This is a genomic window from Pedobacter planticolens (assembly GCF_014172375.1).
Lineage (GTDB): Bacteria > Bacteroidota > Bacteroidia > Sphingobacteriales > Sphingobacteriaceae > Pedobacter > Pedobacter planticolens.
On sequence record NZ_WNXD01000002.1, the window covers coordinates 1,737,884 to 1,764,300 of the forward strand.

Annotated in this window: 29 protein-coding genes and 1 tRNA gene; 12 read left to right on the forward strand and 18 right to left on the reverse strand. The window is 33.5% G+C overall.

Features of this window, described 5'->3' with window-relative positions:
- Window positions 1–18 precede the first annotated feature (18 nt).
- The 4 genes from rpsF to mtgA all read left to right on the forward strand — a co-directional run bounded on the left by rpsF (window position 19) and on the right by mtgA (window position 2,016).
- Window positions 19–381: a 30S ribosomal protein S6 gene (rpsF, locus tag GM921_RS16475; RefSeq protein ID WP_182923727.1), complete on the forward strand. Its 363-nt coding sequence runs from the start codon at window positions 19–21 to the stop codon at window positions 379–381.
- On the forward strand, window positions 381–644 hold the full coding sequence (rpsR, locus tag GM921_RS16480; RefSeq protein WP_055132310.1) for a 30S ribosomal protein S18: 264 nt from the start codon (window positions 381–383) through the stop codon (window positions 642–644). The genes rpsF and rpsR overlap by 1 nt, the downstream gene beginning before the upstream one ends.
- 10 nt (window positions 645–654) lie before the next feature.
- On the forward strand, window positions 655–1,098 hold the full coding sequence (gene rplI, locus GM921_RS16485) for a 50S ribosomal protein L9 (RefSeq protein WP_182923728.1): 444 nt from the start codon (window positions 655–657) through the stop codon (window positions 1,096–1,098).
- Window positions 1,099–1,290: 192 nt separating this feature from the next.
- Entirely contained in the window at window positions 1,291–2,016 is a 726-nt protein-coding gene (gene mtgA / locus GM921_RS16490) for a monofunctional biosynthetic peptidoglycan transglycosylase (RefSeq protein WP_182923729.1), read from the forward strand.
- Between the two features lie 66 nt (window positions 2,017–2,082).
- Here mtgA and GM921_RS16495 read toward each other — a convergent pair whose 3' ends face one another.
- Window positions 2,083–4,512 (reverse strand): AsmA family protein, encoded by a 2,430-nt coding sequence (locus GM921_RS16495; protein WP_182923730.1) that lies wholly within the window; start codon window positions 4,510–4,512, stop codon window positions 2,083–2,085.
- A 142-nt stretch (window positions 4,513–4,654) separates the two neighbouring features.
- Window positions 4,655–5,140 carry an ABC transporter ATPase gene (locus tag GM921_RS16500; RefSeq protein ID WP_182923731.1) on the reverse strand — a complete coding sequence of 162 codons (486 nt, stop codon included), beginning with the start codon at window positions 5,138–5,140 and terminating at the stop codon, window positions 4,655–4,657.
- Between the two features lie 51 nt (window positions 5,141–5,191).
- On the opposite strand from GM921_RS16500, the gene GM921_RS16505 reads away from it, so the two are divergent.
- Both GM921_RS16505 and GM921_RS16510 read left to right on the forward strand, forming a co-directional pair.
- Window positions 5,192–5,674 carry a hypothetical protein gene (locus tag GM921_RS16505; RefSeq protein ID WP_182923732.1) on the forward strand — a complete coding sequence of 161 codons (483 nt, stop codon included), beginning with the start codon at window positions 5,192–5,194 and terminating at the stop codon, window positions 5,672–5,674.
- Window positions 5,675–5,798: 124 nt separating this feature from the next.
- A complete protein-coding gene (locus GM921_RS16510; RefSeq protein ID WP_182923733.1) occupies window positions 5,799–6,602 on the forward strand; it encodes a DUF3050 domain-containing protein in 804 nt (267 codons plus the stop codon).
- Here GM921_RS16510 and GM921_RS16515 read toward each other — a convergent pair.
- Window positions 6,577–7,365 (reverse strand): (Fe-S)-binding protein, encoded by a 789-nt coding sequence (locus GM921_RS16515; protein WP_182923734.1) that lies wholly within the window; start codon window positions 7,363–7,365, stop codon window positions 6,577–6,579. The genes GM921_RS16510 and GM921_RS16515 overlap by 26 nt on opposite strands.
- A gap of 83 nt (window positions 7,366–7,448) precedes the next feature.
- Entirely contained in the window at window positions 7,449–8,744 is a 1,296-nt protein-coding gene (locus GM921_RS16520) for a (Fe-S)-binding protein (protein WP_182923735.1), read from the reverse strand.
- 236 nt (window positions 8,745–8,980) lie between these two features.
- Between GM921_RS16520 and GM921_RS16525 the strand changes: the two genes are divergently transcribed.
- Window positions 8,981–9,053, forward strand: a tRNA-Phe gene (locus tag GM921_RS16525).
- Between the two features lie 215 nt (window positions 9,054–9,268).
- Here the strand turns inward: GM921_RS16525 and GM921_RS16530 are convergent.
- From GM921_RS16530 to GM921_RS16540, 3 genes are all read right to left on the reverse strand, one after another.
- Window positions 9,269–9,886, reverse strand: coding sequence for a class I SAM-dependent methyltransferase (locus GM921_RS16530; protein WP_182923736.1), 618 nt, complete (start codon window positions 9,884–9,886; stop codon window positions 9,269–9,271).
- Window positions 9,887–10,144: 258 nt separating this feature from the next.
- Window positions 10,145–10,675, reverse strand: coding sequence for a ferritin (locus GM921_RS16535; protein WP_182923737.1), 531 nt, complete (start codon window positions 10,673–10,675; stop codon window positions 10,145–10,147).
- 101 nt (window positions 10,676–10,776) lie between these two features.
- Window positions 10,777–11,142, reverse strand: a complete 366-nt coding sequence (locus tag GM921_RS16540) for a hypothetical protein (RefSeq protein WP_182923738.1) — start codon at window positions 11,140–11,142, stop codon at window positions 10,777–10,779.
- A 219-nt stretch (window positions 11,143–11,361) separates the two neighbouring features.
- On the opposite strand from GM921_RS16540, the gene GM921_RS16545 reads away from it, so the two are divergent.
- On the forward strand, window positions 11,362–11,982 hold the full coding sequence (locus tag GM921_RS16545; protein WP_182923739.1) for a helix-turn-helix domain-containing protein: 621 nt from the start codon (window positions 11,362–11,364) through the stop codon (window positions 11,980–11,982).
- Between the two features lie 20 nt (window positions 11,983–12,002).
- On the opposite strand, the gene GM921_RS16550 is transcribed toward GM921_RS16545, so the two are convergent.
- The 3 genes from GM921_RS16550 to GM921_RS16560 form a co-directional block, all read right to left on the reverse strand.
- On the reverse strand, window positions 12,003–12,473 hold the full coding sequence (locus GM921_RS16550) for an SRPBCC family protein (RefSeq protein WP_182923740.1): 471 nt from the start codon (window positions 12,471–12,473) through the stop codon (window positions 12,003–12,005).
- 45 nt (window positions 12,474–12,518) lie between these two features.
- Entirely contained in the window at window positions 12,519–12,932 is a 414-nt protein-coding gene (locus GM921_RS16555) for a VOC family protein (protein ID WP_182923741.1), read from the reverse strand.
- Between the two features lie 97 nt (window positions 12,933–13,029).
- Window positions 13,030–13,605, reverse strand: coding sequence for a thymidine kinase (locus tag GM921_RS16560; protein WP_182923742.1), 576 nt, complete (start codon window positions 13,603–13,605; stop codon window positions 13,030–13,032).
- A 94-nt stretch (window positions 13,606–13,699) separates the two neighbouring features.
- On the opposite strand from GM921_RS16560, the gene GM921_RS16565 reads away from it, so the two are divergent.
- Window positions 13,700–14,713, forward strand: a complete 1,014-nt coding sequence (locus tag GM921_RS16565) for a hypothetical protein (RefSeq protein WP_182923743.1) — start codon at window positions 13,700–13,702, stop codon at window positions 14,711–14,713.
- Here GM921_RS16565 and rodA read toward each other — a convergent pair.
- The 8 genes from rodA to purN form a co-directional block, all read right to left on the reverse strand.
- Window positions 14,706–15,968 (reverse strand): rod shape-determining protein RodA, encoded by a 1,263-nt coding sequence (gene rodA / locus GM921_RS16570; protein WP_182923744.1) that lies wholly within the window; start codon window positions 15,966–15,968, stop codon window positions 14,706–14,708. The two genes, GM921_RS16565 and rodA, sit on opposite strands and share 8 nt — an antisense overlap.
- On the reverse strand, window positions 15,952–17,943 hold the full coding sequence (mrdA, locus tag GM921_RS16575) for a penicillin-binding protein 2 (RefSeq protein ID WP_182923745.1): 1,992 nt from the start codon (window positions 17,941–17,943) through the stop codon (window positions 15,952–15,954). The genes rodA and mrdA overlap by 17 nt, the downstream gene beginning before the upstream one ends.
- Entirely contained in the window at window positions 17,943–18,458 is a 516-nt protein-coding gene (locus tag GM921_RS16580) for a rod shape-determining protein MreD (protein ID WP_182923746.1), read from the reverse strand. Before GM921_RS16580 ends, mrdA begins: the two co-directional genes overlap by 1 nt.
- On the reverse strand, window positions 18,448–19,287 hold the full coding sequence (gene mreC / locus GM921_RS16585; RefSeq protein WP_182923747.1) for a rod shape-determining protein MreC: 840 nt from the start codon (window positions 19,285–19,287) through the stop codon (window positions 18,448–18,450). The genes GM921_RS16580 and mreC overlap by 11 nt, the downstream gene beginning before the upstream one ends.
- A 56-nt stretch (window positions 19,288–19,343) precedes the next feature.
- Window positions 19,344–19,718, reverse strand: coding sequence for a four helix bundle protein (locus tag GM921_RS16590; RefSeq protein ID WP_182923748.1), 375 nt, complete (start codon window positions 19,716–19,718; stop codon window positions 19,344–19,346).
- A 37-nt stretch (window positions 19,719–19,755) separates the two neighbouring features.
- Complete coding sequence (locus tag GM921_RS16595) at window positions 19,756–20,778, reverse strand: rod shape-determining protein (protein ID WP_182923749.1); 1,023 nt, start codon at window positions 20,776–20,778, stop codon at window positions 19,756–19,758.
- Between the two features lie 390 nt (window positions 20,779–21,168).
- Window positions 21,169–22,695, reverse strand: a complete 1,527-nt coding sequence (gene purH, locus GM921_RS16600; RefSeq protein ID WP_182923750.1) for a bifunctional phosphoribosylaminoimidazolecarboxamide formyltransferase/IMP cyclohydrolase — start codon at window positions 22,693–22,695, stop codon at window positions 21,169–21,171.
- A gap of 150 nt (window positions 22,696–22,845) precedes the next feature.
- Window positions 22,846–23,424 (reverse strand): phosphoribosylglycinamide formyltransferase, encoded by a 579-nt coding sequence (gene purN, locus GM921_RS16605; RefSeq protein ID WP_182923751.1) that lies wholly within the window; start codon window positions 23,422–23,424, stop codon window positions 22,846–22,848.
- Window positions 23,425–23,684: 260 nt separating this feature from the next.
- On the opposite strand from purN, the gene rpsT reads away from it, so the two are divergent.
- The 3 genes from rpsT to GM921_RS16620 all read left to right on the forward strand — a co-directional run bounded on the left by rpsT (window position 23,685) and on the right by GM921_RS16620 (window position 26,068).
- The gene (rpsT, locus tag GM921_RS16610) at window positions 23,685–23,939 is read left to right on the forward strand and encodes a 30S ribosomal protein S20 (protein ID WP_055132277.1); all 255 of its coding nucleotides are present in this window, start codon (window positions 23,685–23,687) and stop codon (window positions 23,937–23,939) included.
- Between the two features lie 538 nt (window positions 23,940–24,477).
- Window positions 24,478–25,176 carry a RadC family protein gene (gene radC, locus GM921_RS16615; RefSeq protein ID WP_182923752.1) on the forward strand — a complete coding sequence of 233 codons (699 nt, stop codon included), beginning with the start codon at window positions 24,478–24,480 and terminating at the stop codon, window positions 25,174–25,176.
- Window positions 25,177–25,258: 82 nt separating this feature from the next.
- The gene (locus GM921_RS16620) at window positions 25,259–26,068 is read left to right on the forward strand and encodes an endonuclease/exonuclease/phosphatase family protein (RefSeq protein WP_235969855.1); all 810 of its coding nucleotides are present in this window, start codon (window positions 25,259–25,261) and stop codon (window positions 26,066–26,068) included.
- Window positions 26,069–26,417: the final 349 nt, after the last annotated feature.

The window sequence follows — 26,417 nt, forward strand, 5'->3', positions numbered from 1 at the left end:
TCACTTTAAAAAACAATGATGAATCAGTACGAAACTGTTATCGTTCTTACCCCGTTGTTGTCAGAAGATGTTGCGAAAGAGGCTTTAGCCAAATACAAAAGCATTATTACTGATAGCGGAGCCGAAATTATCGCAGAAGATAATTGGGGTTTGAGAAAATTAGCGTATCCGATTGAAAAAAAAGCAAGCGGATTTTTCCACCTTACAGAATACAAATGTAATGGTGAATTAATTAACAAATTAGAGTTGGAATTAAAACGTGACGAACGTGTTTTACGTTTCTTAACTGTAAGATTAGATCGCCATGCGATTGCTTATAGTGAGAAAAAACGCAGTGGAGCTTTTAACAAAAAACCTAAGAAAGAGGAGGCTGGAGCATAATGGCAAAGGATCAAATACAATATGTTACCGCTCCAAAAGTGGACGATAACAGAAAAAAATATTGCCGTTTCAGAAAAAATGGTATTAAATATATTGATTACAAAGACGCAAACTTTTTGTTAAAATTCATCAATGATCAAGGTAAAATTTTACCTCGCCGTTTAACTGGTACTTCATTGAAATTTCAACGTAAAGTGGCTCAGGCGGTTAAACGTGCACGTCACATCGGTTTGTTACCTTTCGTTACTGACCAATTAAAATAAGCGCAGAGAAATGGAAATTATTTTAAAGCAAGATATCAAATCACTAGGTGAAAAAGATGATATCGTTACAGTAAAACCAGGTTACGGTCGTAATTATTTAATTCCACAAGGTTTTGGACAATTGGCTACACCATCTGCTAAAAAAGTATTGGCAGAAAACTTAAAGCAAGCTGCTTTTAAACAAGATAAAATTAAAAAAGATGCTGAAGGCATTGCTGAACGTTTAACTGATGTTAAATTAAGCATTGGTGCTAAAGCTGGCGAAACAGGTAAGATTTTTGGTGCTGTAAACACTATTATGATTGCTGATGCATTAAAAGCTAAAGGCTTTGATGTAGATCGTCGTCGTATCACTTTCGAAACTGAACCTAAAATGGTTGGGGAATACGTAGCTAACTTAAACTTACACAAAGAAGTGAAAGTTAAAGTTCCTTTCGAAGTTGTAGCTGAGTAATCTTTTTTGTCACCCTGAGCTTGTCGAAGGGTCTCAATAATAAAATTAAACCGTTCTTGAATTTCAAGAGCGGTTTTTTTATGGGTCAATTTTAACATTAAGGAATTAAGAAAATTAAGCTTAATATCCCTTGACTTCTTAATGGTTAATAAGAGAATACTTAAATTTAAATATTTATTTACCTTTATCCCAATGACAAAAAGAAGAACAAAACCTACCAACACAAAAAAACAATCTTTCCTAAAACGTATCAGCATAATTGCTGGTAAAGTTTTGCTATGGTTTGTTCTGTTTAGTGTGATTTGGGTTTTGGCGTATCGTTTTATCAACCCGCCAATTACCTTATTAATGGTGCAACGCAATTGGGAGCGCAAAACGGATGACAAGCCAAAGAAAATGGTTCAGAAATGGGTTAAGTTCGAAGATATTTCTGATAATATGAAACGTGCCGCGGTATCTGCAGAGGATCAGCTCTTTTTACAACACATGGGTTTTGATATCAAGGCAATTGAAAAAGCATATGCCAGCAACGCAAAAGGCAAAAAAGTAAAAGGTGGAAGCACTATTTCACAACAAACTGCTAAAAATGTATTTCTTTGGCCAGGCAGATCCTACATTAGAAAAGGTTTTGAAGCCTATTTCACATTATTAATCGAATTATTGTGGAGCAAAGAGCGAATTTTAGAAGTGTATTTGAATGTAATAGAAATGGGCGATGGTATTTACGGAGCCGAAGCTGCATCACAAGCGTATTACGGTAAATCGTGTAATAATTTATCTCGAAGCGAGGCATCTTTAATCGCAGCTTGTTTTCCAAATCCATTACGTTGGACGCCCAAAAGACCAACTGGATATATTAGACACCGCCAGTATTTAATTATGAGAAATATGAGAAGGTTAGGGCCTTTGGATTTTTAGCCTTGAGTCAATAGTCTTCAGTCCATTTTGACTATTGGTTATTGACTTGAGACTCATGCCTGAAAACTAATCATGGTCTTTATTCCATCTCACTTTTATTCCCCCTTTGCCATCATCAACTGCTTTAAGATGTAAAACTATACCCTTCATGCGGGCTTGTTCTTTTGCTGCTTTATCAGTTATGTTTTCATCTTTTTTAGGATTTCTTAACGGAATATCCATGGCAATATCAGTTCCTAAACCCAAACCATATATGCCTTTCATGTTAAAATTTAATACGCTAGTGTTAAACTGCATAGGGCTAATCATGATTTTATCTCCATTTAAGGTTAATGTTCCATCTAATTTTTCGATGGCTATATTGGAGAAATCTCGATTTGCAAATGCCAGTTTTTGCACTTTTACTAGTGGTTCAAATCCGATTAAAGCAGCGTTATTTAAATTAAAAACCACCTGACCATACATTGATCTAGAAACTATATTTCCTTTATCAGTTATGCTGCCAACTGCATTTACTTTTGCTGATAAATAACCTTTTATATTCTGATTAGTAATAGAAGTTTGTCCGAAATTCTCAAAAGCATAAAAGAAATCTTTCACACTTACTTTGCTAATAATCGAGTTGATGGTGAACTTATTTATAGCTCCCGATTGCTTAATGTTTCCAATTAAATTCAAATTTCCACCTGCATGATTCACGCTAATTTTATTAAAATAAATCCCATCGCCAAGCATGGAAACACTAGCATTTAGGTTGTTAGCTACAAAACGATTGTAAATGGCTTTATTAACATTTAGTTGGATTTGGACTTTAGCGGCTTCCATTACAGCACTCAATTGATCTGAAACTTCTTTAACAGCATTTTTAGAAACAGGTTTTCGTTTTACTGATTTCCTTGAACCTAAAAATGGCATAAATTCACTTAAATATAATTGCGGACTGCTTAATTTTAAATTCACCAATATCTTCTCGGGGTCAGTGTAATAGAAATTAAGAAAATTTTCAATAGAACAATTCATATTCAAAATGCTTTTCCCCAGCTGAAATCTGCTTCCAGTAATATTTAAGTCTTTTTGATTGAAATTAAGTGTTAATGAACTGTTAACCAATTTCATGTTGCGTGGCAAATAGGTAATATCAGCATCTTTAATTGCGACATTTCCAGTTAAAACTGGCTTGGTAAATCTAAAATTATCAATATCCGCTTTGCAATATAATCTTACATCGGCGGTGCCATTTTTAAAACTAAAAGTTTCTCCACCAATAGAACTGTTTAGTTTTTCTAACGGAAACTGAGAGGTTACAAATCCTGCAGCAACTGGCCGAGCCAAATTGCTAATTAAAAAAGTATCAATTTTGAGCGGAGCATTGTAATAATCGCCAGTTAAGCCATAAAATTTAATTGCAGAGTTTTCATCGCCTATAGCTCTGCTAAGGGTATCTTTATTGGTAAATGTTCCAGTGAAATTGCATTTAGTTAATTGCCCAGAAGGGATGGTAACGGTGTTATCTTTAACAATCATTCGCACATTAATCAATGGATCTTTACCACTTTTACTTCCGTCATCTATAATATGGCCAGTAACCGCAATTGGTTCATCAATGGCAAATTTTAAAAGTTTTGATGAAATATTGGGCGACAATATAAGAGCGAGGTTTTTATATAAAATCTTATCCGCTCTAATATCAATAGAAAATGCAGACTCGTTTTTTGCTAAATCTATTTTCGCACCAATAAAAAATTCATCATCACCAATATTTAATTTTTCTGGATCAATGGTAACTACTTTATTCTTATTGTTGTAATGAGCTACCAATGTTCCTTTCAATGTTTTATCTTTTAAAAAACTTCCTTTTCTGGTATTGAAAGCAAAACTTTTAATCATAGTATTCAATTTCAAATTTCCATTCCAGCCAGAATCAGGATAATCTATTTTTCCTTCAAGATCATCGACTAAAAATTGAAAAAGCTTAAATCGTTTTTGATTATCTACAATTAAGTTAACGTTATTAAAATCTACTCGCTTTATTTCGAAAGCACTTGAGTTTTTTTTAGTGCTAGAGTCTGTCGCTTTTTTAGATTTAAACATGCTGGTGTTGCTATAACCTGAGCTATCGGTGTAGAGATAGATAGCAGCATTGTTAATTCCTATTTTGTTAATTTTAATACTTCCAGCAATAAGCGAGAAAATATTTAATGAAACATCAATATCCTCAGCATTCAGTAAATCATGTTTGTGATTAGCCCATAAACTATCTCTAAGTTGAACTTTTTTTAGAGAAACAGATACACCTGGAAATCCCTTTAAAAGCGTCGTTTCCATATTCTCTACATTGATTTTACCGTTTACATTAGCGTTCAATTGATTGAGAATTGTACCTAAAATAGCCTTGTTATTATGGTTGATATAATAGGCAGCACCTAACCATACCAATACGATTAAAATAAAAAAAGATGCAAGTATTTTAAGTGAAATTTTAAGCCAACGAGCCATAGATTGGGTTTTGATGTTATTAAAGATAACAAATTAAACCCTTTAAAGTTTCATTGGTTCAATGTTCATTAGTGTCATTCGTTCAATAGTCATTGGGTTGGGTGTATATGCAATTTGCCCAAATGAACTAATGACGATTGAACTAATTTCCTAGCTGTTCTGCAAAAATATGTTGATGCCAACTGTTTTCTAAAGGTACTTCCCATTTTTGCTCATATTCTGCTAAGGTTTGTACCATATTATTAAACACTATAGTTTGTGGACCGATTTTTTTGATAGTGATTAAAGTTTCGAAATCTTCTTTAGTATTTACATAAATCTGATCGTCTAATTTGTAAGCCATATTAAATCGATCAAATAAATCAACGCCATACGTATTTTCAATTTCTTTAATTACACGAACTGATGAATCTATAGAACAACCTGTGGCAGAGGCCGAATCCTGATCTACAATTAAAACGATAAAGAAATTGTAAGGGATTTCTGCTTTTGCTTTTAGCTGATGACCATGTGCTTTCCATTGATCTGTAAAAACATCCAATTTTTGCTGTATTTCTTCAGCCTCTGTCGCTGTAAACTGACGATTACTTTGGTAGATCCAAACTTTAGAATGTGGAGAAAAAATCATAGTTCAAATTTATCATTTTATTTAATTTACTATTCTAAAAACGTCTTTCTGATGAAAAAGTTTACATTGAACTTAAAAATTGTGTTTTCTTTTACTGCTTGCCTAACTTTTTGTGTCTTTTCTGGATTTAATTCGCCAGAAGAAAATACTGTTTTCATCCAAAATATGCTTACAAAATACTATGACAATGATGGGCAAAATCAAGAAGTTAAACGTTATGAAATTAATGTTACTAACACTGGTTTTTGTCGTTACAGAAAGGTTTATACGAATGGAAAAGAAGAGTTTTTTGCGTTTAATTTATCACGTTTTAAAGCAATGGATTATTATGGCACAAACACCAAAGGTGACTTATATTTGCGTACCAAAAACGACGATGTAATTATCCAAACACGTAATGATAGCCAAGGAGAAATCGATTCGATGGGAACTTATTTGGTTATTCCTTTAAAAAATATTGATGTAGCAGAATTAAATGCTTTAGCAGAGAATTTTAAAAGAATTAATCAAACTTTATTAGCAAGTAATAAATAAGCTGACTATTTAATCTAAGGTCTTTTTAAAGTCAAGATAATTTTCTGTTGATGCAAAATAGCCAATCATTTATCCTCGTGGGGTATCTTTGTACTCGATTAAAATTTGAACACAAGAAGATAAGATGAGTGAATATTTAGAGCGAATTCAACAATCTATAGCGCCTTTAAGGCAACAAATCATCAACCATAAGTTATATGCAGCAATTAAAGATATAAAAGATCTTAAGATTTTTATGCGCTATCATGTATATGCTGTTTGGGATTTTATGTCTTTGCTAAAATCATTACAAAATAACCTTACTTGTACTTCAGTTCCTTGGTTCCCAACAGGATCGGCAGATACCAGATATCTAATTAATGAAATTGTTGCTGGTGAAGAATCAGATGTTGATAGTTTTGGTATTAGAAAAAGCCACTTCGAAATTTATCTCGATGCGATGACACAATGTGATGCAGATACCATTGAGATAGAGAAATTTATTACATCCTTAAAAAATAAAGTAGATTTACCTTTGGCTTTTTTACAAGCTAAAACACCTAGGGCGGCCGAGGATTTTGTACAGCATACTTTTAAAATTATAGAAAGCAATCAAAGCCATATCCAATCGGCAGTGTTTACTTTTGGAAGAGAAGATTTGATTCCTGCTATGTTTATTTCAATTGTAAATGATATTCATCAGCAATTTCCAGATAGTATTTCAATCTTTAAATATTATTTAGAAAGACACATTGAGGTAGATGGCGATCATCATAGCCACTTAGCCTTAGCAATGACAGCCAATTTATGCGGTACTAATGAGGAGTTTTGGGAACAAGCAACTGAGGCAACTATTCAATCCCTACAAAAACGAATTAATCTTTGGGATGGAGCCTTGGCAGATATTTTAGAGCGAAAAAATGTTACAAACCATTTGCTCTTGCAGTAATTTCAGCGATATCTAAAACTTTAACTTCTTGGTCTTTATCCTTTAATTTAACGCCATCACTTAACATCGTCATACAAAATGGACAACCAGCAGCAATAATTTGTGGTTGAGTTTCTAAAGCCTCTTCAATTCTTTCAATATTGATGTCTTTATTTCCTTTTTCTGGCTCTTTAAACATTTGTGCACCACCGGCACCACAACAAAGTCCGTTACTTTTGCAGCGCTTCATTTCTACTAATTGCGCATCTAAAACTTCTAAAGCTTTACGCGGAGCTTCATAAACGCCATTTCCACGACCTAAATAACACGGATCATGGTATGTGATTTTACGACCTTTAAAGCTTTCGCCGCCTTCGGCTTTAAGTTTGCCTTCACTAATCAAATCTTGTATTAATTGGGTATGATGAATTACTTCATACGTGCCACCTAAACCTGGATATTCATTTTTAATGGTATTAAAACAATGCGGACAACCTGTTACAATCTTTTTGATGTTATAGCCATTCAGCACTTCGATATTAGTCATGGCCTGCATTTGAAAAAGAAATTCATTCCCAGCCCGCTTCGCAGGATCTCCTGTACAACTTTCTTCTGTACCTAACACAGCATATTTAATACCCACATGATGTAAAATCTTGCAAATATCTCTGGTAATTTTCTGAGCTCTTTCGTCGTAACTGCCAGCGCATCCTACCCAGAATAATATTTCAGGCTCTTCGCCCATGGCCATTAACTCGGCCATTGTTGGTACTTTAAATTCCATTTTCTTCTAGTATTTAGTAGTTAGTATTTAGTAGTTAGAGTTTACTACTTTACTATACTTTAAGTTCTTTGTTCGCTTACTCCCTAACCTTCCTCAGCCCAATTAAATCTGTCTGCTGGAGAATATTTCCAAGGAGCTCCGTTATTCTCTACATTTCCTAGCATTGCATTAATACTTGCTGGAGCAATCGATTCTTCCATCACAGCAAATCTGCGTAGCTCTACAATTATGGCCAAAGGGTCAATATTAATAGGGCAGGCTTCGGTGCAAGCATTACAACTTGTGCAGGCCCAAATTTCTTCACGAGTTACGTAATCATCTAATAAAGATTTCCCGTCTTGATAATCAGCTCCATGTTTATCAATGTTTTTACCTACTTCTTCTAAACGATCACGCGTATCCATCATAATTTTGCGGGGCGATAATAATTTTCCAGTTATGTTGGCTGGACAAACTGAAGTACAACGCCCGCACTCTGTACAGGTGTAGGCATTCATTAAATTGATCCAACTTAAATCATTCACATCTTTAGCGCCAAATTTGCCAGGGGCGATTTCTGCAGGTACAAAAGAAGGATCAAGCATAGCTTTTACCTCGTTGGTTACACTCGCCATATCGGTAAATTCACCTTTTGGTTTCAAATTAGAAAAATACGTGTTTGGAAACGCAAAAAGAATATGGAAATGTTTAGAGTAGGGTAGGTAGTTTAAAAAGGCAAAAATACCCACAATGTGAAACCACCAACATACACGTTCTACTAAAATTAAGCTACTAGCAAATGTGGGTAATAAACCTTGCAAATAAGCACTTACTGGAAATGCACCTGCACTTACGTAATGACCTTCGCCTAATGCTTGTAATTTAGAATCTGCAGCATTCATAAGTAGAAAAGCAGTCATTAATAAAATTTCTGTAATCAAGATGTAATTGGCATCAGATCTTGGCCACGATTTCATTTCTACGCCACTAAAGCGTTTTAATTTTAAAATATTTCTTCTGATTAAGAAAACAGCACAGGCTAACCAAACACCTAGAGCTAAAAGTTCAAATGAACCAATTAAGAAATTATAAAAACCGCCTAAGCCAGCAAATATGCGATGTGTACCAAAAATACCATCAATCATAATTTCTAAAACCTCGAGATTGATAATGACGAAGCCTAAATAAACCACTAAATGCAGTAAAAAGGGTACTGGTCTAACCGCCATTTTGGTTTGACCAAAAGCAACTTTAAGCATGGTTGCAAACCTTTTTGCAGGTTGATCTGTACGGTTTTCGGGCTTACCTGTTTTAATATTACGAATTACTTTTCGGGCGTTAAAGCTAAATAGCGCAACCCCAGCAAGCGTAAGAAGTAAGAATATTAGTTGTGATGCCATAGTTTCTTTGCTGTAATGGTTTAGCTAAGTTAAAATATTTAGTTTTAAAATATTTATTATGCATGCATAAAATTAAAAATTTAGAATGGATATGAATAATTTTAATTTTTTGATGCTTGTAAACTATTGATTTAGAGTATGAATAGTCTAATAAAATTTTTATAGAAAAAGAAAAGTAAAAAAATGTTGGTAGCTTTAAAAAAAGACACTACATTTGCAATCCCAAACGGGAAGTAGGTACGGTAGCTCAGTCGGTAGAGCAATGGACTGAAAATCCATGTGTCGCCGGTTCGATCCCGGCCCATACCACTTTAAAACCTCAGAGAAATCTGGGGTTTTTTGCGTTTGAATGGTTTTATTGATAATGCTTATAAACCATATTTAACGTTTTAGCATGCTTCTAGCGCCAATTAGCTATTTGTTTAATGACACTTCTTTTCAGCTGATTTTGGTGCATGTATTTTATATCAAACCTTCATCAGTAAAGTAAAATTGCCATCGTTTGTTATATTGCTATTGATAACTTAATTTTTTCTTGCGACCCAAAGCGAGTCGTATCTTCCAAAAAATGTAAATATGTTTTCTTTGAGAATAACCTCATTGATGACGTGGGTAGGGCCTAGATCTAATTTTTCTTCATAATAATCATGAAAGGCTATATACCCACCTTTTACAATTTTATGTGCATATAAATCATAATCTTCTGTACATCCTTTTATAGTATGATCACCATCTATGAATAGAAAATCTATCTCTTTAAATTCGTTGTTAAATTGATTTGAATATCCTTTCCTTGGCTCAATTTTCCCTGTTGATATAAATTTTTTGAGATTATCGTTAAATATTTCTAGCAAGTCGATGCCTTTTGCTTTTTCCATATATTCAGTTTCATTTTTTAAATCAGCACCAGCCGTAGCATCGAATGGATCAATAGCATATACTTTTCCAGAAATTAAGCCACTTAAAATGCAATATGTACTCTTACCCTGCCAGCTCCCTATTTCAACAACTACTGCATTCTTTGGCAATAAGCTCGATACTTTATATAAACCAACAGCCTCATTTTGCGATAACCAACCATTTATTTTTTTATACCCCCAAAACTGAGTCAGAATTAATAGATTAAGAATTCGTTTTATCATACAGTATCTATAAAAGATTTTCAAGTTATTAAATTATACTAGATTTTCGCCTTTGGCTTATACAGTCTTATCCCATAGGACAGTTTTTACATCGCTTTCCTCTTAGGTATTTTTCACAGCAGTCCTTTTTCTTTTTATCTTTTACTTTCTGCTTTGAATTTTTCTTCTTTTTGTCTTTCTTCGACATACCCTAATATAAGCTAAAAAAGGCACATATTGTTTAATATGTGCCTTCTAAAAACGTATGTAATTTTGATTTTAAGCCTCGCTATTGTAAGCAATCTGACCCACATGTTTGTCAATTTGCCATTTTCCAGTTCCTTCTTCGCCAATTACATCAAATAATTCTAGTGCACGGCGAGCTTTATATTCCTCTTCTCTTTGTTCTCTGAAGAACCAATTTAAAAACTCTAACGTGATATAGTCTTGCTCCTTTGTACAACGTGCTGCAATACTTTTAATAGATTGAGTGATATTAATTTCTTGATCTAAAGCTTCCTCAAAAACTTCGCGGAATGAGTTATATTCAATTTTTATATTAGTCACTTCTGGAGAAATCGCTGTTCCTCCCATATCTAAAATATATTTATAAAATTTAAGCTGATGTGCTCTTTCTTCTTCCGCTTGCTTGAAAAAATAATCTGATGAAAAATCATAACCATGACGATTACACCATGATGCCATTGAAAGGTAAATAGCTGAGGAATGCGCTTCTTTTTTTATCTGCTGATTAATAAGTGTTTCTACATCTGATGATAGCAAACACTTTATACGAATAATATCTTTCATGATTCCTATTATGTTTAGTGAATTAATAGAATCAAAAATAGTGCTATAATTTGATTACCAAGAATTTAAAGGCAATATGGAAAGATTCTAATTCTAGCTAATTAAGAAGCTATTCTATGTAATCGATCAAAAATGATATGATTAAGCTCGAGCATAACAAACGAACCTTGCAATAATTCTTTAAGCTTAATAATTTGTAAGAGCGATAAAACATAGCAATGATCGCATGCGCAAATGAAAATAATTTCAACATCTGCTGATGGACCATTATTTAAAAGTTTGTCCTCAATGTCAATTTGATAAACTGCTTTTTTTAGTTTCAGTAAATTACGATAATCAAAACGAGCAAGTTTACCAGCAAAATCTATATACCAACAACCTTCAGAATCTGATTGATAAATAGCACCGTCTTTTATGCTAAATACTTCAGTAAAAGTGATTGAAGATATCGTTGTTGTTTGCTGCATTTGTTGCAATAATCATTGTATACAGCAAAGGTGTAAATTATTTAGATTTATTCCAAATAAATATAACGAATAAGAATAGAATAAGTAATTCTTAAATGTTAAAACCTTAATTTGGTGGGGAAATTTGGTACTGACACGTATGTCGCAAATATGTCGTAAACAAGACGCAAGTAAATTAAATTTAATCAAAATACATTTGTGACAACAAAAACCAAGAACATGATAAATTTAGAACTTGCTAAAAAAATCAAACAACTTCGTGCAAACAAAGGCTTTAGTCAAGAAGAACTTGCCGAAAGAACTCAACTAAGTTTAAGAACTATTCAACGGATTGAAGGTGGGGAAACTGAACCACGAGGAGATACGCTTAAGAGATTAGCAAATGCCTTAGATGTTACTCCAAATGATTTAATTCAATGGATAGAGCAAGAAGATAGAGGGTTTTTGACCTTCCTAAATTTATCTGCATTGAGTTTTGTAGTTTTTCCTTTATTAGGGTTAATTGTTCCTATCGCTTTATGGGTATTAAAAAGAGATAAAGTTAAAAATGTAGATGAAACAGGTAAAAAGATTATTAATTTTCAAATTACATGGTGTATTCTCCTTGGTCTTCTGTATATCTCATTCATTTGCATTATAGCTTTTCATGTCGATATACGTATGCCAAGTTTTGTTTTAAGAAGTCTTGCTAGAATAAATTTTGGAGGTTCTGAATTTTTGATAATAGTTATTCCAATTTTACTATATGCATACAATTTCTGCTTAATTATATTTAATACCATTCGAAGTTATAATTCAAAAAGCACTTTTTATAAGCCTGCCATTAGATTTTTGAAATAATCGATAAATGGTTTACTATCTTAAACAACCACTGGCGGAATGATTTCGTTTTTTTCCGCTAATGATTTTACATTCGCTAATGCTTTAGGCCACATTCCTGCAAACATTTCGATCATCGCTTTATTATCTTCAGAATCATCCATTTCCATAAAAATATGTAATTCTGTTTTACCATCTAAATCTTTAAGTGTGTAATTCTCTTTAGCGCCAGCCCATTTCTTTACTTCATCGCTTTCGAAATCTTCCACGCCATTTATAATCATTCCTAAATGTTCAATTGACATATACTCATTTGGCATGTTTTCTGCAATTCTAGAAACCATTCCGCTGTTTTGGTCACCTAAGAATAAAGCTTTACTTCCTTTTTTCCAATCGGTTTCTACTCGAGAACCTTCGCCAAATGCAGCAGTCCACATTGGATACGTTTTTTCGCCCCAAAGTACATCCCATACTTTTTCTTTAGGCGCATTAATTTCAATTTTAAATTCCATAATAAAAGAGTTATAAGGTTTAGGTTATACGTAATAAGTTAGAAATTATTTACTCATTTTGCTAAAATCCATGTACAGTACATTCCATCTGTGTCCATCTACATCAATAAAACCACCACCATACATCCAACCATCTTTTTCGCCGCCATTAGCGTAAATTTTACCACCAGCATTTTCAGCTTTTTGTAGCATTTGATCTACTTCTTGCGAACTTTCTGCATCAATAGAGAAAAGCACTTCAGTACCAACACTTGTATCTGCAACTTTGTTCCCACTAAAACCAGCAAGTACATCATTTGTAAATAGCATGAGTACTAATTTTCTATCACCAATAAAAAAAGAAGCCATTGTTTCGGTAACAGGATTATGCTCGTTAAGTGTAAATCCCATTTGGGTAAAGAATGCTACTGATTTGTTAATATTCTTTACAGGCAGATTAATCCAAATATCTTTTGTCATAATTTTTCGTTTTAATTAATAAACTAAAGTTCAGCAATTATTTAACGAAAAAACAAGGTGTGATCAGACATTTTAAAGGTGTAAAGACGACAAATTTTTAGCCAAGCGCATTATAACAAGCTCTGCAACGAGGCTCGTAACTGTCTTTTTCTCCCAATAAAATCTTTGCATCATTAGCTACTGTGCGATAAGAATAAACCGCTGGACTGCCGCAACGCATACACACCGCGTTTACTTTGGTAACATGTTCTGCAATAGCTAGTAGGGCAGGCATCGGACCGAAAGGCTTGCCTAAAAAATCCATGTCTAAACCTGCAATAATTACTCTAATCCCTTTTAGGGCAAGTTTATTGCAAACATCTGGCAGGTCTTCATCAAAGAATTGTGCTTCATCTATACCCACAACTTGCGTGTTGGTGCCTAATAATAAAATAGCTGATGAACTATCAACAGGAGTGGATTGTATCGAGTTTAAATCATGAGAAACTACTGCAGTTTCATCATAACGTGTATCAGTTTTGGGTTTAAATATCTCTACATTAAGCTTTGCGATTTGCGCTCTTTTTAATCGCCTAATTAATTCTTCTGTTTTGCCTGAGAACATAGAGCCGCAAATTACTTCGATGCTTCCACAAAATTCTCCTCTTCTAAAGTTTTGCTCGCTGAATAACATTTGTAAAGGTATTTTAGCCAAATATAAAAGAATTTTATAGTACTTTTGATTGTCATTTATTAACATAAATCTCCAATTTTTTCGTTACACAGTTATGATGAAACAAGAAGATCTTTTTAAGAAATTAGGATTGATATTGAATGAGTTGAATGAACAATATCAGTTTTTAGCACAAAACCCACAACAACTCAATGAGTTAGAATTGGAGCTTTTTCATGCTAATGCGAATTTCCTAGCAGATCATGTTCAAATCATAAAAAAAATAAATGGTGGTCAACAAGCTCCTCTAGCTTTAGCGCCTGCTGATGAAAAGTCAGAACTAACGGAAAATGCACCTGAAATTGTAGAAGATGAAGTTCAGGATGAACTACAAATGGAGGAAATAACTTTTGCAGATCAAACCGAAGAACCTGAACCAATCATAGAGGATAAGCCAGAAACAGATTTGGCTGAGATAGAAGAAGAGGTTTTTAAATTAGATAATGAACCTTCTAAATTCGAATTTATTTTAAATGATCACTCAGAACATGAGAAATTTGATTTTGAAGAGAAAAGTGTCGATGAAATTTTTGATAGACCTTTAAGTGAAGCCGAAGAACATATTTTAGCACAGAAAAGGAAATTAAGAGCGCACACGACTGAAGAAAGTACAGAAACCGATGAAGATGAAATTGGACCTGAGCCATTTTTAGTTCAGAAAGAGGAAGAGGATTTTCCGATAGAGCTAAAAGATATTAAACTAGAAGAAGCTCAAATAATTGAAGTCAAAGTAGATGAAAATGAGCCTGTTGAAGATCCAAACTATAAACCAACTTTAAATGACTTATTGGCAAGTAAATCTGGTGTTAACCTAAATTCTACCGCAACAACTGGTATTTCAGATTTAAAACAAGCAATTAATTTAAACGATAAACTACTTTACATTAAAGATCTTTTTAATGGATATAATTTGGCTTACGCCGAAGCAATAGATGTAGCTAACAAATTACCAAATTTTGAAGCTGCCGATAATTTTTTCAAAAAGAATTATGCTGTCAAAAATAATTGGGCAGAAAAACAACCAACGGTTGATAAGTTTTACGAATTGTTAAATCAACGGTTTAAATAAATCCCATTCTATTCGAATCGAGTTTTAAGAAGATAAATAACAAAATCGAAAAGCTCCATAAAGATGATCCACCATAACTAATAAATGGTAAGGGAATTCCAATAACCGGCATTAAACCGATAGCCATTCCTATATTAATAAATACGTGAAAGAAGAGAATGCAGGCAATACAATACCCATAAATTCTAGAGAAAGACGAACGCTGTCGCTCTGCAATATTTACAATTCTTAAGAGTAAAAAGCTATAAAGGCCAATTACCACGAAACAACCTACAAAACCCCATTCTTCACCTACGGTTGAAAAAATAAAATCGGTACTTTGTGCAGGTACATATTTTAATTTAGTTTGCGTTCCTTGTAAAAAACCTCTGCCTGTAAATTGTCCAGAACCTATGGCAATTTTAGCTTGTATCACATTGTAGCCAGCACCTTTATTATCTTTCGCTAAACCAAGTATCAATTCAATTCTGGTGCGTTGGTGTGGTTGCAAAACATTATTGAATAGAAATTTAGCAACAAATAAATAAGCAATGGCTATTAGAGTAATCACTCCAATACTAATTATCTTTTGCTGTCTTTTTCTGTTATTGTAAATAAATAATCCTCCAATAAGTAAAATAGAGGAGATGAGTATGAAAGGAGAGAGAAAGAGGTTTAAAATAAATAGCAAAACAGCTCCCCAAAATATAATTAATAGATTGCCAGGTAAACCTTCTCTATATAATGGAAACATAAATGATAAAAATACGAGCATAGAACCTGCATCTGGCTGCAACATAATTAGCGCCATCGGTAGTATAATAATCGCCCCAGAAATAAGAATTGGTTTTAGCGAATTAAGTTTAACATTAAAAGAACTGATATATCTTGCCAAAAGCAGAGCTGTACCAAATTTAGCAAACTCTGAGGGTTGTAATCTAAATGAACCAATGGGAATCCAAGCTTGATTTCCGCCCACATTTCTACCAACAACTAAAACGACCAGCAGTAAAAAAATAGTTACTCCATAAATTACAGGCGCAAATACGCTAAAAAATTTGGCATCGAACAATAAGATAGATAGGCCTAAAATTAATCCAGTACCTGCAAATATAAGTTGCTTGCCATAACTACTTCCAAGGCTAAAAGCAGCTGCTTTATCTGGATTATATTCGGTAGAATAAATATTAGCTACGCCAATTGCACACAAAGCAATATAAATCAATATCGTTATCCAATCTACATTAAAGAAAAACCGATTACTTTGATGTTGCATTGACTTTTGGTTTAATAGCTAATTTATTAAATTGATTTTGAGCAACTTTTGTTTTTAGTGGTAAAGCCTTTTTTAAACTGTCAGTTTTTTTTAAACTATCTGGGGTATTAAGTGGCTTTACTAGAGGTTTGGTGACAAACACAGGTAATAAGTTAGCCTCTTTATACATTTCTATTGTACTGCCATTTATTCTTCTTCCCGAAAGTGAATCAGTTAAATATTTTTCGGTAATATAACTAGCTATTGGCGCAGCATACGCACCACCGTAACCACCATTTTCTACAATTACCGCAATTGCAATTTTAGGATTATCTCTTGGGGCAAAGCCAATAAAAACAGAGTGATTTTTACCGCGACTATTTTGTACTGTACCTGTTTTTCCGCACATTATGATATTTTGCAACCTCGATTCCGTAGCTGTACCCCAAGATTGGTTTACAGCATCTTGCATACCATCAATTACTGGTTCAAAAAAACGAGCATCAATACCTACAAAATGTTTTTCTTTAAATCTTGGATCTATTCCTTTACCATTTCCAATAGCCTTAACTACATGTGGCTTTAGGTAATAACCCCTGTTAGCAATAATTGCCATGATATTAGCTATTTGTAAAGGTGTGGTGTTAATTTCTCCTTGTCCAATAGCTACAGACATAATTGAGGTATTACCCCAATATTTGCTGCGATGCAGTTTATCATAATCTGCGGCTCTAAATAGTTTATAAGCTTTTTCACCAGGGAAGTCAATCCCTAAAGTATCACCAATACCAAACTTCCTAACCATATTTTGCCATGCTTCGTACGTACTATGTTGTTTGGCGTATGAACCGCCATTTTTGGTCATCAGCTTTGCGAAAATATTATAGAAATAAGTATTGCATGAACGAGCAATTCCTCGGCGTAAACTAATATTTCCATCCACATGTTCGCATTTAAATTTTCTATTTCCGGCAATATAATAGCCTGGACAATTGAAAGTAGTGTTTGGATCTACAACTCCTTCACTTAAGGCAATTAAAGCATCTAGTGGTTTAAAAGCGGATCCCGGACTATATCCACCTTGTATTGGTCTAACCACAAATGGTCTATTCGGATTAGCGAAAATTTCTCTGTAGTTTGGACTAAAGCTATTTCCTACTAATTTATTAGGGTCATAGCCCGGACTACTAACAAAGGCTAAAATTTCTCCAGTGCTCGGTTCTATTGCAACAATACTTCCAACTTTGTTGGCCAATAATTGTTCGCCTAATTTTTGTATTCTACTATCAATAGTTGATGTTAATTGATCTCCAGAAACGGCTAATGAATCCAATTTTCCATTCGCATAACTTCCCTGCGCTACATTATGCGCATTATACAACATATTGGTAACCCCTTTTGTGCCTCGCAATACGGGTTCATATTCTCTTTCAATGCCACTTTTTCCAATATAATCTCCTGATTTGTAGTAACCAGCATGTTTTTCTATATCCTTAGGAGTAACTTCCCTCATGTAGCCTAAAAACTGACTTGCAATACTATCTGGATAATATCTAATCGTTCTTTTTCGAACACTAAAACCTCTGTAATTAAACATTTTTTCTTGAAGAGAGGCGTAAGTTTCAACTGATATTAATTTTTGAAAAATGGATTCTTGATATCTCGATTGCACAATCGCTTTTTGAAACTTTTTCCTAAACTCTATCATGTCGATGCCAATGATGTTACAAAGTGATAGGGTGTCAAAAGGTTTTACCTGATTTGGGGTAACTAATAAATCATAAGTAGGCTGATTTTGTGCTAAAACTTTATTGTTACGATCTAAAATTACACCTCTGGCTGGATAGGTGTAAATTTTGCGAAGAGCATTATTATTAGCGCTTAAAAAATATTTATCGCTAATTACCTGCATATAAAAAAGCTTGCCTAAAAGGATTATGGCAATCAAAACAAATAAACCTTGAATAATATATTTTCTATTAAACAATTGATCCATTAATTCGATTTTCTATTATGGAAGATGAACTCGACCAATAAAACTACAAATAAGGTGAAAATAACACTTAAAACACATCGGCCTAAAGTGTAAGAGAATTCGCTTAATTTAAATGCTTCTAAAAAGAATACCACAAAGTGATGAACAAAAATACAGAGTATCGCGTAAATAGAAAACCATTTAAAGCCCATATTACCGAGTGAGGGTTCTGGTTCATCAAAAGCATCGCGGTTCACGCTGACAGAGATAAATAAAATCCGTACAAAAGCTAACGCAACACAAGCAGTTGTGTGTACGCCTAAGGTATCGTAAAAGGAATCTAACGTTAAACCAGTACCAAAGGCAATAATGAAAAGTAATAAATTTGGTATCCCGAAAGGAAGAACCAAAATAAATAATACGTAAATAAAAGGAGTGGAGAGATCGTAAAAGCTAAGGTTGCGCAACAGGAAAACTTGTACAAATAAAAGTACAAACCATCTAAATATATTGATGAAAATAGTTTTACTGTTCATTTGGTGTTTGAATTTCTAAAACTTTTTGTTCTTCTGCTAATCGGTTTTTTATAATGTACACATATTGCAACGTGCTAAAATCGTTAAAAAGATTAATTTCCAACGTCATAAAGCTATCTCCAGTACTAATTTTCGTTTTGCTAATTTTGCCAACCTCTATCCCCTTGGGAAAACCACCTGCGCCAGAAGTAACAATAGTATCTCCAACATTAACTTTAAAATGATTTGGAATTTCTTTCACATAAGCTTTTCTGAAATCAAAATTTCCATCGCCCCAAACCAACGAACCAAAAGCATTATTCTTTTTAAGATTAACGCTAATTAAAGTTTCTTTGTGCAATAACGATCTAATAGTAGCTAAATGTGGTGAAACATTTAATATAAAACCAACCACACCTTTATTTGGTGAAATAACTGCCATATCTTTTACAATACCGTCATCGCTACCTCTATTAATGGTGATAATATTATTGCGTTGAGTAACCGAGTTTTTTATCACTTTAGCAGAAAGCAAAGTATATTGCTGCTGATTTACGGTATCCTTAACAATAATAGTTTTACTACTATCGATATTTTTTAAGGAAATTAGTTCTGTTTTAAGCTTGGCATTTTCTGTAGCAAGACTATCATTAACCTGTCCTAAATTTAAATAGCGTTTTAAAACATTTAAGCGTTCATAAGCACTACCTACAACTTCATTCGTAGAGTTTAAGGTAACGCTACGTTGAAAAACATTATTTTTTAGGGTAAGAATAATGCCAACAGCAAAGAAAATGATGAAAAAGAAAAATGCGTTATATCTGCTTATGAAAATCCAAAGGTTACGCATGCTGATTTACGATTTTTGATTTACGATTTACGATTTCCTGCATAGTTTCCATCAAATTAAAGAGCTAATTTACGATTCTGTTCGTTTTTTCTAATTGTGATGATTGAAGAAACTATTATTGCCAATAGTTCATTTCCCTCTTTCAGGTTTTTTTGAATGATTTCCTTTAAGGATATATTAAATTCTTCCAACAATTCTAAGAAAAACATTGATTCATCAAGTTCCTCTTCTACAATTTTTAGTTTATTCAGAAAATCACCGGTAGATTTTGCTCTACATGCAGCTCTATAGTTTGCGCCAACAGAACTAGAACATCTTACCAATTGGTTCGAATAATTTTTGTTTAATATATTGAAAGGAAGGTCGATAATTAATTTTCCAATTGATATTGAATATGCTTTTGTTCTTGCTTTTAAAATTTCGCTATTCATCAATCGTCAATCTAAAATCTACATTCGTAAATCTACCTTATTGCATTAAAAATTTAAAACTACCAATGTTTTTCAAAGCGATACCAGTACCACGAACAACAGCACGAAGTGGATCTTCGGCAACGTGAACAGGTAATTTTGTTTTCGCAGCCACACGTTTATCCAAACCACGTAACAATGCACCACCACCCGTTAAATAAATACCAGTTTGGTAAATATCTGCCGAAAGTTCTGGAGGCGTAATCTCTAACGCTTTTAAAATCGCTTCTTCAATTTTTGAGATAGATTTGTCTAAGCAATGTGCAATTTCAGTATACGAAACCGTAATTTGTTTTGGCACACCAGTCATTAAATCTCTTCCTTGTACGGCGAAATCTGCAGGTGGATCAGCTAATTCTGGTAAAGCAGCACCAACTTCAATTTTAATTTTCTCAGCAGTACGATCACCAATCATAATGTTGTGTTGGCGACGAATATAATTCACAATATCACTATCAAAATTATCTCCCGCAACGCGGATAGACTGATCGCAAACAATACCCGATAAAGCGATAACCGCAATTTCAGTAGTACCACCACCTATGTCGATAATCATATTTCCCATCGGTTCCTCTACATCAATTCCAATACCTACAGCAGCAGCCATCGGTTCATGAATTAAGTAAACTTCTTTTGCTCCGGCTATTTCTGCACTATCTCTAACGGCACGTTTTTCAACTTCCGTAATCCCGCTAGGAATACAAATAACCATTCTTAACGATGGAAACATCCATCCTTTACCTCCGTTTAACATACGAATCATTCCTTTAATCATGGCTTCTGCAGCATTAAAATCTGCAATTACACCATCTTTTAAAGGTCTAACTGTTCTAATATTATCGTGTGTTTTACCTTCCATTTGCATCGCCTGACGGCCAATTGCAATGATTTTGTTTGTTTGCCTATCAAAAGCAACTATCGAAGGTTCGTCAACTACTACTTTATCGTTATGTATGATGAGGGTGTTCGCGGTGCCTAAATCTATAGCAACCTCTTGTGTAAACCAATTAAATAAACCCATTTATATGCGGTGTTTTTTTGTCTTAAATTAATGTGTACTTATACAATGTAAAAATACACCTTTTTATTGTATTCCGAATTAAAAAAATATGTAGTGTAAAGTATTTATTTTTTCAAAATAGTTGAAAATCAATACCACGTTTCTATCGGTTTTTTCAGCCCCGCTTTTCGTTTCAATCTTTTTGTACTGTCACACTGAGCGTAGTCGAAGTGCCAGTATAACAAAAAAGTATTTACACTTCAATCGGGTTTATTTTACTTCGGTTTGTGTAACTATTAAAAGTTGCAGAGCGTTTAAAAACCACCCCGCCCTTCGGGCACCCCTCAAGAGGGGAATTGTATAGCGCTTTAATCTTTCGGTCTTACGGACTTTCTGACTTTTCCGACTTCTTTAGTGCTTAAAATGTCTTACTCCAGTTGTTACCATTGCAATCCCTTTTTCATTACACATGTTAATCGAATCCTGATCTTTTATCGATCCACCTGGTTGTAAAACGGCAATAATTCCTGCATCTGCAGCTAGTTCAACACAATCAGGGAAAGGGAAAAATGCATCCGATGCCATAACTGCATCTTTTAAACTAAATCCAAATGCTTCTGCTTTCACAACTGCTTGTTTCAATGCATCAACTCTAGAAGTTTGACCAACACCACTTGCAATTAACACATTGTCTTTTACAAAAACGATGGTATTTGATTTAGTATGTTTTACAATTTTATTAGCAAAAATTAAATCTTGAATAGATTCTGCACTTGGAGCTTTTTCAGTAACAACTGTCATTTGTTCAGCACCTTCTAAACTCAAATCTTTATCTTGCTCAATTACACCATTTAACAAAGTTTTGAATTGTTTTTTGCTCAACTCAACTTCGTTACGTTGTAAAATCACTCTGTTTTTCTTTGCTTTAAACAATTCCACCGCCTCTGGTTGGTAAGAAGGAGCAATTAAAACTTCAAAAAATAAATTGTTAATTTCTGTTGCTGTCGCTAAATCAACTTCTTGGTTAGTAATTAGAACTCCACCAAAAGCAGAAACAGGGTCGCAAGCTAATGCATCTTTCCAGGCTTCCAAAACAGTAGCTCTCGATGCTAATCCGCAAGCGTTAGTGTGTTTTAAAATAGCAAAAGTTGGTTCTGTAAATTCGTCAATTAACGCTACGGCTGCATCAACATCAACCAAATTGTTATAACTTAATTCTTTACCGTTTAACTTGGTAAACATTTCATCTAAATTGCCATAAAATGTTCCTTGTTGATGAGGATTTTCACCATAACGCAAAGTTTGCGCTTGTTTTACACTTTGTTTGAAAACATTTAATGGTTCTTCTGCATTAAAATAATTGAAAATTGCAGTATCGTAGTGAGAAGAAGTATGGAAAGCTTTTTTAGCATACGATTTACGTTGAGCTAAAGTTGTAGCGCCATTTTGAGCTAATAATTCTGCTAATAAAGTTCCGTAATCATCTTTTGATGCAATAATCACCACGTCATTAAAGTTTTTCGCGGCAGCACGAATTAATGAAATTCCACCAATATCTATTTTCTCAATAATTTCTGCATCTGTTCCACCAGCTTTTACAGTTTCTTCAAACGGATAGAGATCAACAATTACCAAATCAATTTCTGGAATTTCATATTGAGCAATTTGCTCTTGATCTCCAGCTAAATTTCTACGGTTTAAAATTCCACCAAAAACTTTCGGGTGCAAAGTTTTTACACGCCCACCTAAAATAGAAGGATAGCCAGTTAAATCTTCAACAGCAGTTACAGGCAGGTTTAAATCTTTAATAAATTGCTCTGTTCCGCCAGTAGAATATAGCGTTACGCCTTGCTGGGCTAAATATTGAACAAGAGGTGCTAAACCATCTTTGTAATAAACTGAAATTAAAGCGTTTTTGATCTTAACTGGTTGGCTCATTGAAGGTGTTATTTTAAGCCGCAAAGGTAAGAAAACAGGTTGGTTTTTGAAATGAGAATTTTAAATAAAATGCAATAAAAATTCAATAGTTAAATTGCTGAATTGTTTGCCTTTTAATCTTTCGGACTTTCTGACTTTTCCGACTTAATTCTACTTTTTAATCTTCTTAATAATACTCTCCACAATACGTGGGTAATGCAAATGTTCTAATTGCTGACCTTTAAATTTCACCATTTCAAGGTTGTCGCCCTTATCAATGCGGTATTTTGCTTGGTAAATGTATTCTCCTTCGTCGTAATTTTCGTTCACATAGTGGATAGTAATTCCGCCCTCAGGCTCGTTAGCTTCCATTACTGCTTTGTGCACAAAATCTCCATACATTCCTTTTCCGCCAAATTTCGGTAAAATAGCAGGGTGTATATTTATAATCCTTCCAGGATATTCTTGCAATAAATTTTTAGGGATTAGCCATAAAAAACCTGCTAATACAATTAAATCGACATCTAAGTTTTTTAAAAGGTCAATAATATTATCGGTTTTGTAAAATTCGTGTTTATCGAATATGTGAGAAGGGATTTCGAAGCTATCAGCACGCTGCAAAACATAGGCATCTGGATTGTTGGTTAAAACTAAAGCAACTTCCACTTCTGTGTTGCGTTTAAAATGCTCCATTAATTTTTGGGCATTTGATCCTGATCCTGAAGCAAAAATTGCGATGCGTTTTTTCACTAAGCTTGATGTTTTTTTCAAAAATAGCATTTTACCCTTTTAATGGAAGCATTTTACTATTTTTTTATAAATTATATCTGTTTATCAAGATTTAAGGGATAATGATTTAGCTAAATAAGCAGCTGTTTTTTGATGAATTTCATCTACATATTAATATTACTAAAAAATATTTCAAAAGCATTTTGCATTTTAAAAACATAAACTCTATATTTGCAGTCCGAAAAATAGTTAACACAGAAGATATAAAAGGCTAAACAACAATGGCAAATCATAAATCGTCTTTAAAAAGAATTAGAGCAAACGCTACAAAACGTCTACGTAACAGATACCAGGCAAAAACTACACGTACATTCATTAAAAGATTACGTGCAGCTGAAGATAAAAAAACTGGTGCTGAGTTATTACCTAAAGTAATTTCTATGTTAGATCGTTTAGCTAAGAAAAACGTAATTCACAAAAACAAGGCTGCTAACAACAAATCTAAATTAACGAAATTCGTTAACGGTTTAAAATAGTTCGCTTTTTTTCTCGATATTTAAACGGTATTGCTTTTAGCGATACCGTTTTTTTTGTGCCTAAAATTTCTATAGGCAATAGAAGATTAAAATGGGCAAAGCATAAAAGTTGTGGACTTTTTTTGCAACTAAAACCCTCATTCTGTTTTACCAATTACCTAGAAAACATAGTAAGGTTTGCCATTTAATCCTTGCTTTCTACCTAGTTCACCTTTAATTCAGCTGTGTGCTTTTTAAACTCGTTTAGCAGTGTGCACAAATTAAGGTCAAGTTCGAGTCTTGTTAATAGTAAGTCCGCAGTGAGTCCGCGTATAGTCCGCGTTTTTATGTAATAATGCGGACTATATGCGGATTTATTATGGTCTTAATACCACCTTAACACGAAGCAAACCTTAAGGCAAAAAGAGTATTCTCTTTTTGTTTAACTTGTAACCTGTGGAGTTCGATAATTAATTTGCCTTTGATCCATTAAAATTTCTATATTTATCATAATCAATCCATCCCTAATAACATTATAAATTAATAATTAAAAAATGGAATGGATAATTATGAACAAAAATTAGGTATTAAAGCTTGGGCAGAAGCCGATAGACCACGAGAAAAATTGCTTTTGCAAGGTAGAAGGCAATTAACTGATGCAGAACTCATTGCCATTTTAATTGGCTCGGGCAGTAGATCTGAAACTGCAGTTGATTTAAGTAAACGAATACTTAGTTTTTATCAGAATGATTTAGCCAAATTGGCGAAATTGAGCGTTAAAGAACTTTCTAAGTTTAAAGGAATTGGTGAAGCAAAGGCAATTGCTATTGTTGCAGCGTTAGAATTAGGTAAACGTAGAAAAGAAACAGAAGAGGATGGACCAATAAAAATCACGTCTTCAAAAGATGCTTATCTTATTCTTAAATCTGAACTTACAGATTTACCACACGAAGAATTTTGGATTTTGCTACTCAATAGAGCTAATTTCGTCATTAGCAAACATTTTATTAGTAAAGGCGGACAAGCAGGAACGGTTGTAGATCCGAAAATTATTTTTAAAGTGGCGATAGAGCAAAATGCATCATCAATTGTATTGGCGCACAATCATCCCTCTGGTAATTTAACAGCAAGTGAAGCCGATATTAAAATTACCAAACAACTAGTTGAGGCTGGAAAAGTTTTGGAAATTACGGTTTACGATCATCTCATTCTTAGCGATCATTCTTTTTTAAGCCTTGCTGATGAAAGATTGATGTAAAAGCAAAGTCTAAATTTATACTAATTTAACATTCAATTTGTAATTTAGTGGCATGATGAAACGAACCTTTACCCTTTTGTTAATGTGCTTATCGATTGTTTCGGTAACCCATGCGCAGAAAAATCAACCAATAAATATTATTTCTTATAATATTAGGTTAAATGTAGCGTCTGATGGAATTAATGCTTGGCCAAACAGAAAAGATAATGTTAAAGCTTTAGTTAAATTTTACGATGCCGATATTTTGTGTGTTCAAGAAGCTTTGCCAGAGCAATTTGATGATTTATTAGCGAACTCAGATTTTGATGTAGTTGGGGTAGGGAGAGATGATGGTAAACGAAAAGGTGAATTTTCTGCTGTATATTTTAACAAAAATCGCTTCGTAAAAAAAGATGGAGGAACTTTTTGGTTATCGCCTACGCCAGATGTACCTAGCAAAGGCTGGGATGCTGCATTAAATAGAGTTTGTTCATGGGTAAAGCTGTACGATAAATCAAACAAAAAAGAATTTATTGTTTTTAATACGCATTACGATCATATTGGTGTGCAAGCAAGAATCGAGTCTGCAAAATTAATTAAAAGGAAAATTCAGGAAATAGCTCCAACATTGCCAGTTGTTTTTACGGGAGATTTAAATGTAACTCCTGAAACTGAAGCAATCGCTACAATTAAATCATTTTTAACAGATGCTAAGGAGATTTCAATAGAACCACCATACGGGCCGACTGGCACATTTAATGGGTTTAAATGGGATAGTCCTTTGAAAGATAAAATCGATTATATTTTTGTAAACAAGGCTTTTAAAGTGCAGAAATTTGCTGTTTTATCTGATAGTAAAGATCAACGTTATTATTCTGATCACTTGCCAATTTTTGCAAGGCTGTTTTTTTAGGTTAAGATTCGGTTCAAAATTTTAATTAAACAATTTTGTATATCAATCTTGACTGACAACTTAAAATAAGCAATATAATTGAACAAAATTTAAATAGGCTTTTAATCTTTATATTGGGTTTTAAGGCGGAAGCATTTTTTATACAACGATAAAGCTAAATATTTGAACTAATCCTTATAGGTGATTATTTGAGTTAGTCAAATGAAATTTGGCACTTTTTTAAGGTTTAACTTAAATTTCATTACCCTTAAAAGATTATTTTTTAAAATGATTTTACTAGTATACTTGTAAAGATTTTATGTGCTGCTTGGATTGTTTATTAATTTATATGTAAGGTGTTAGAGTTTAT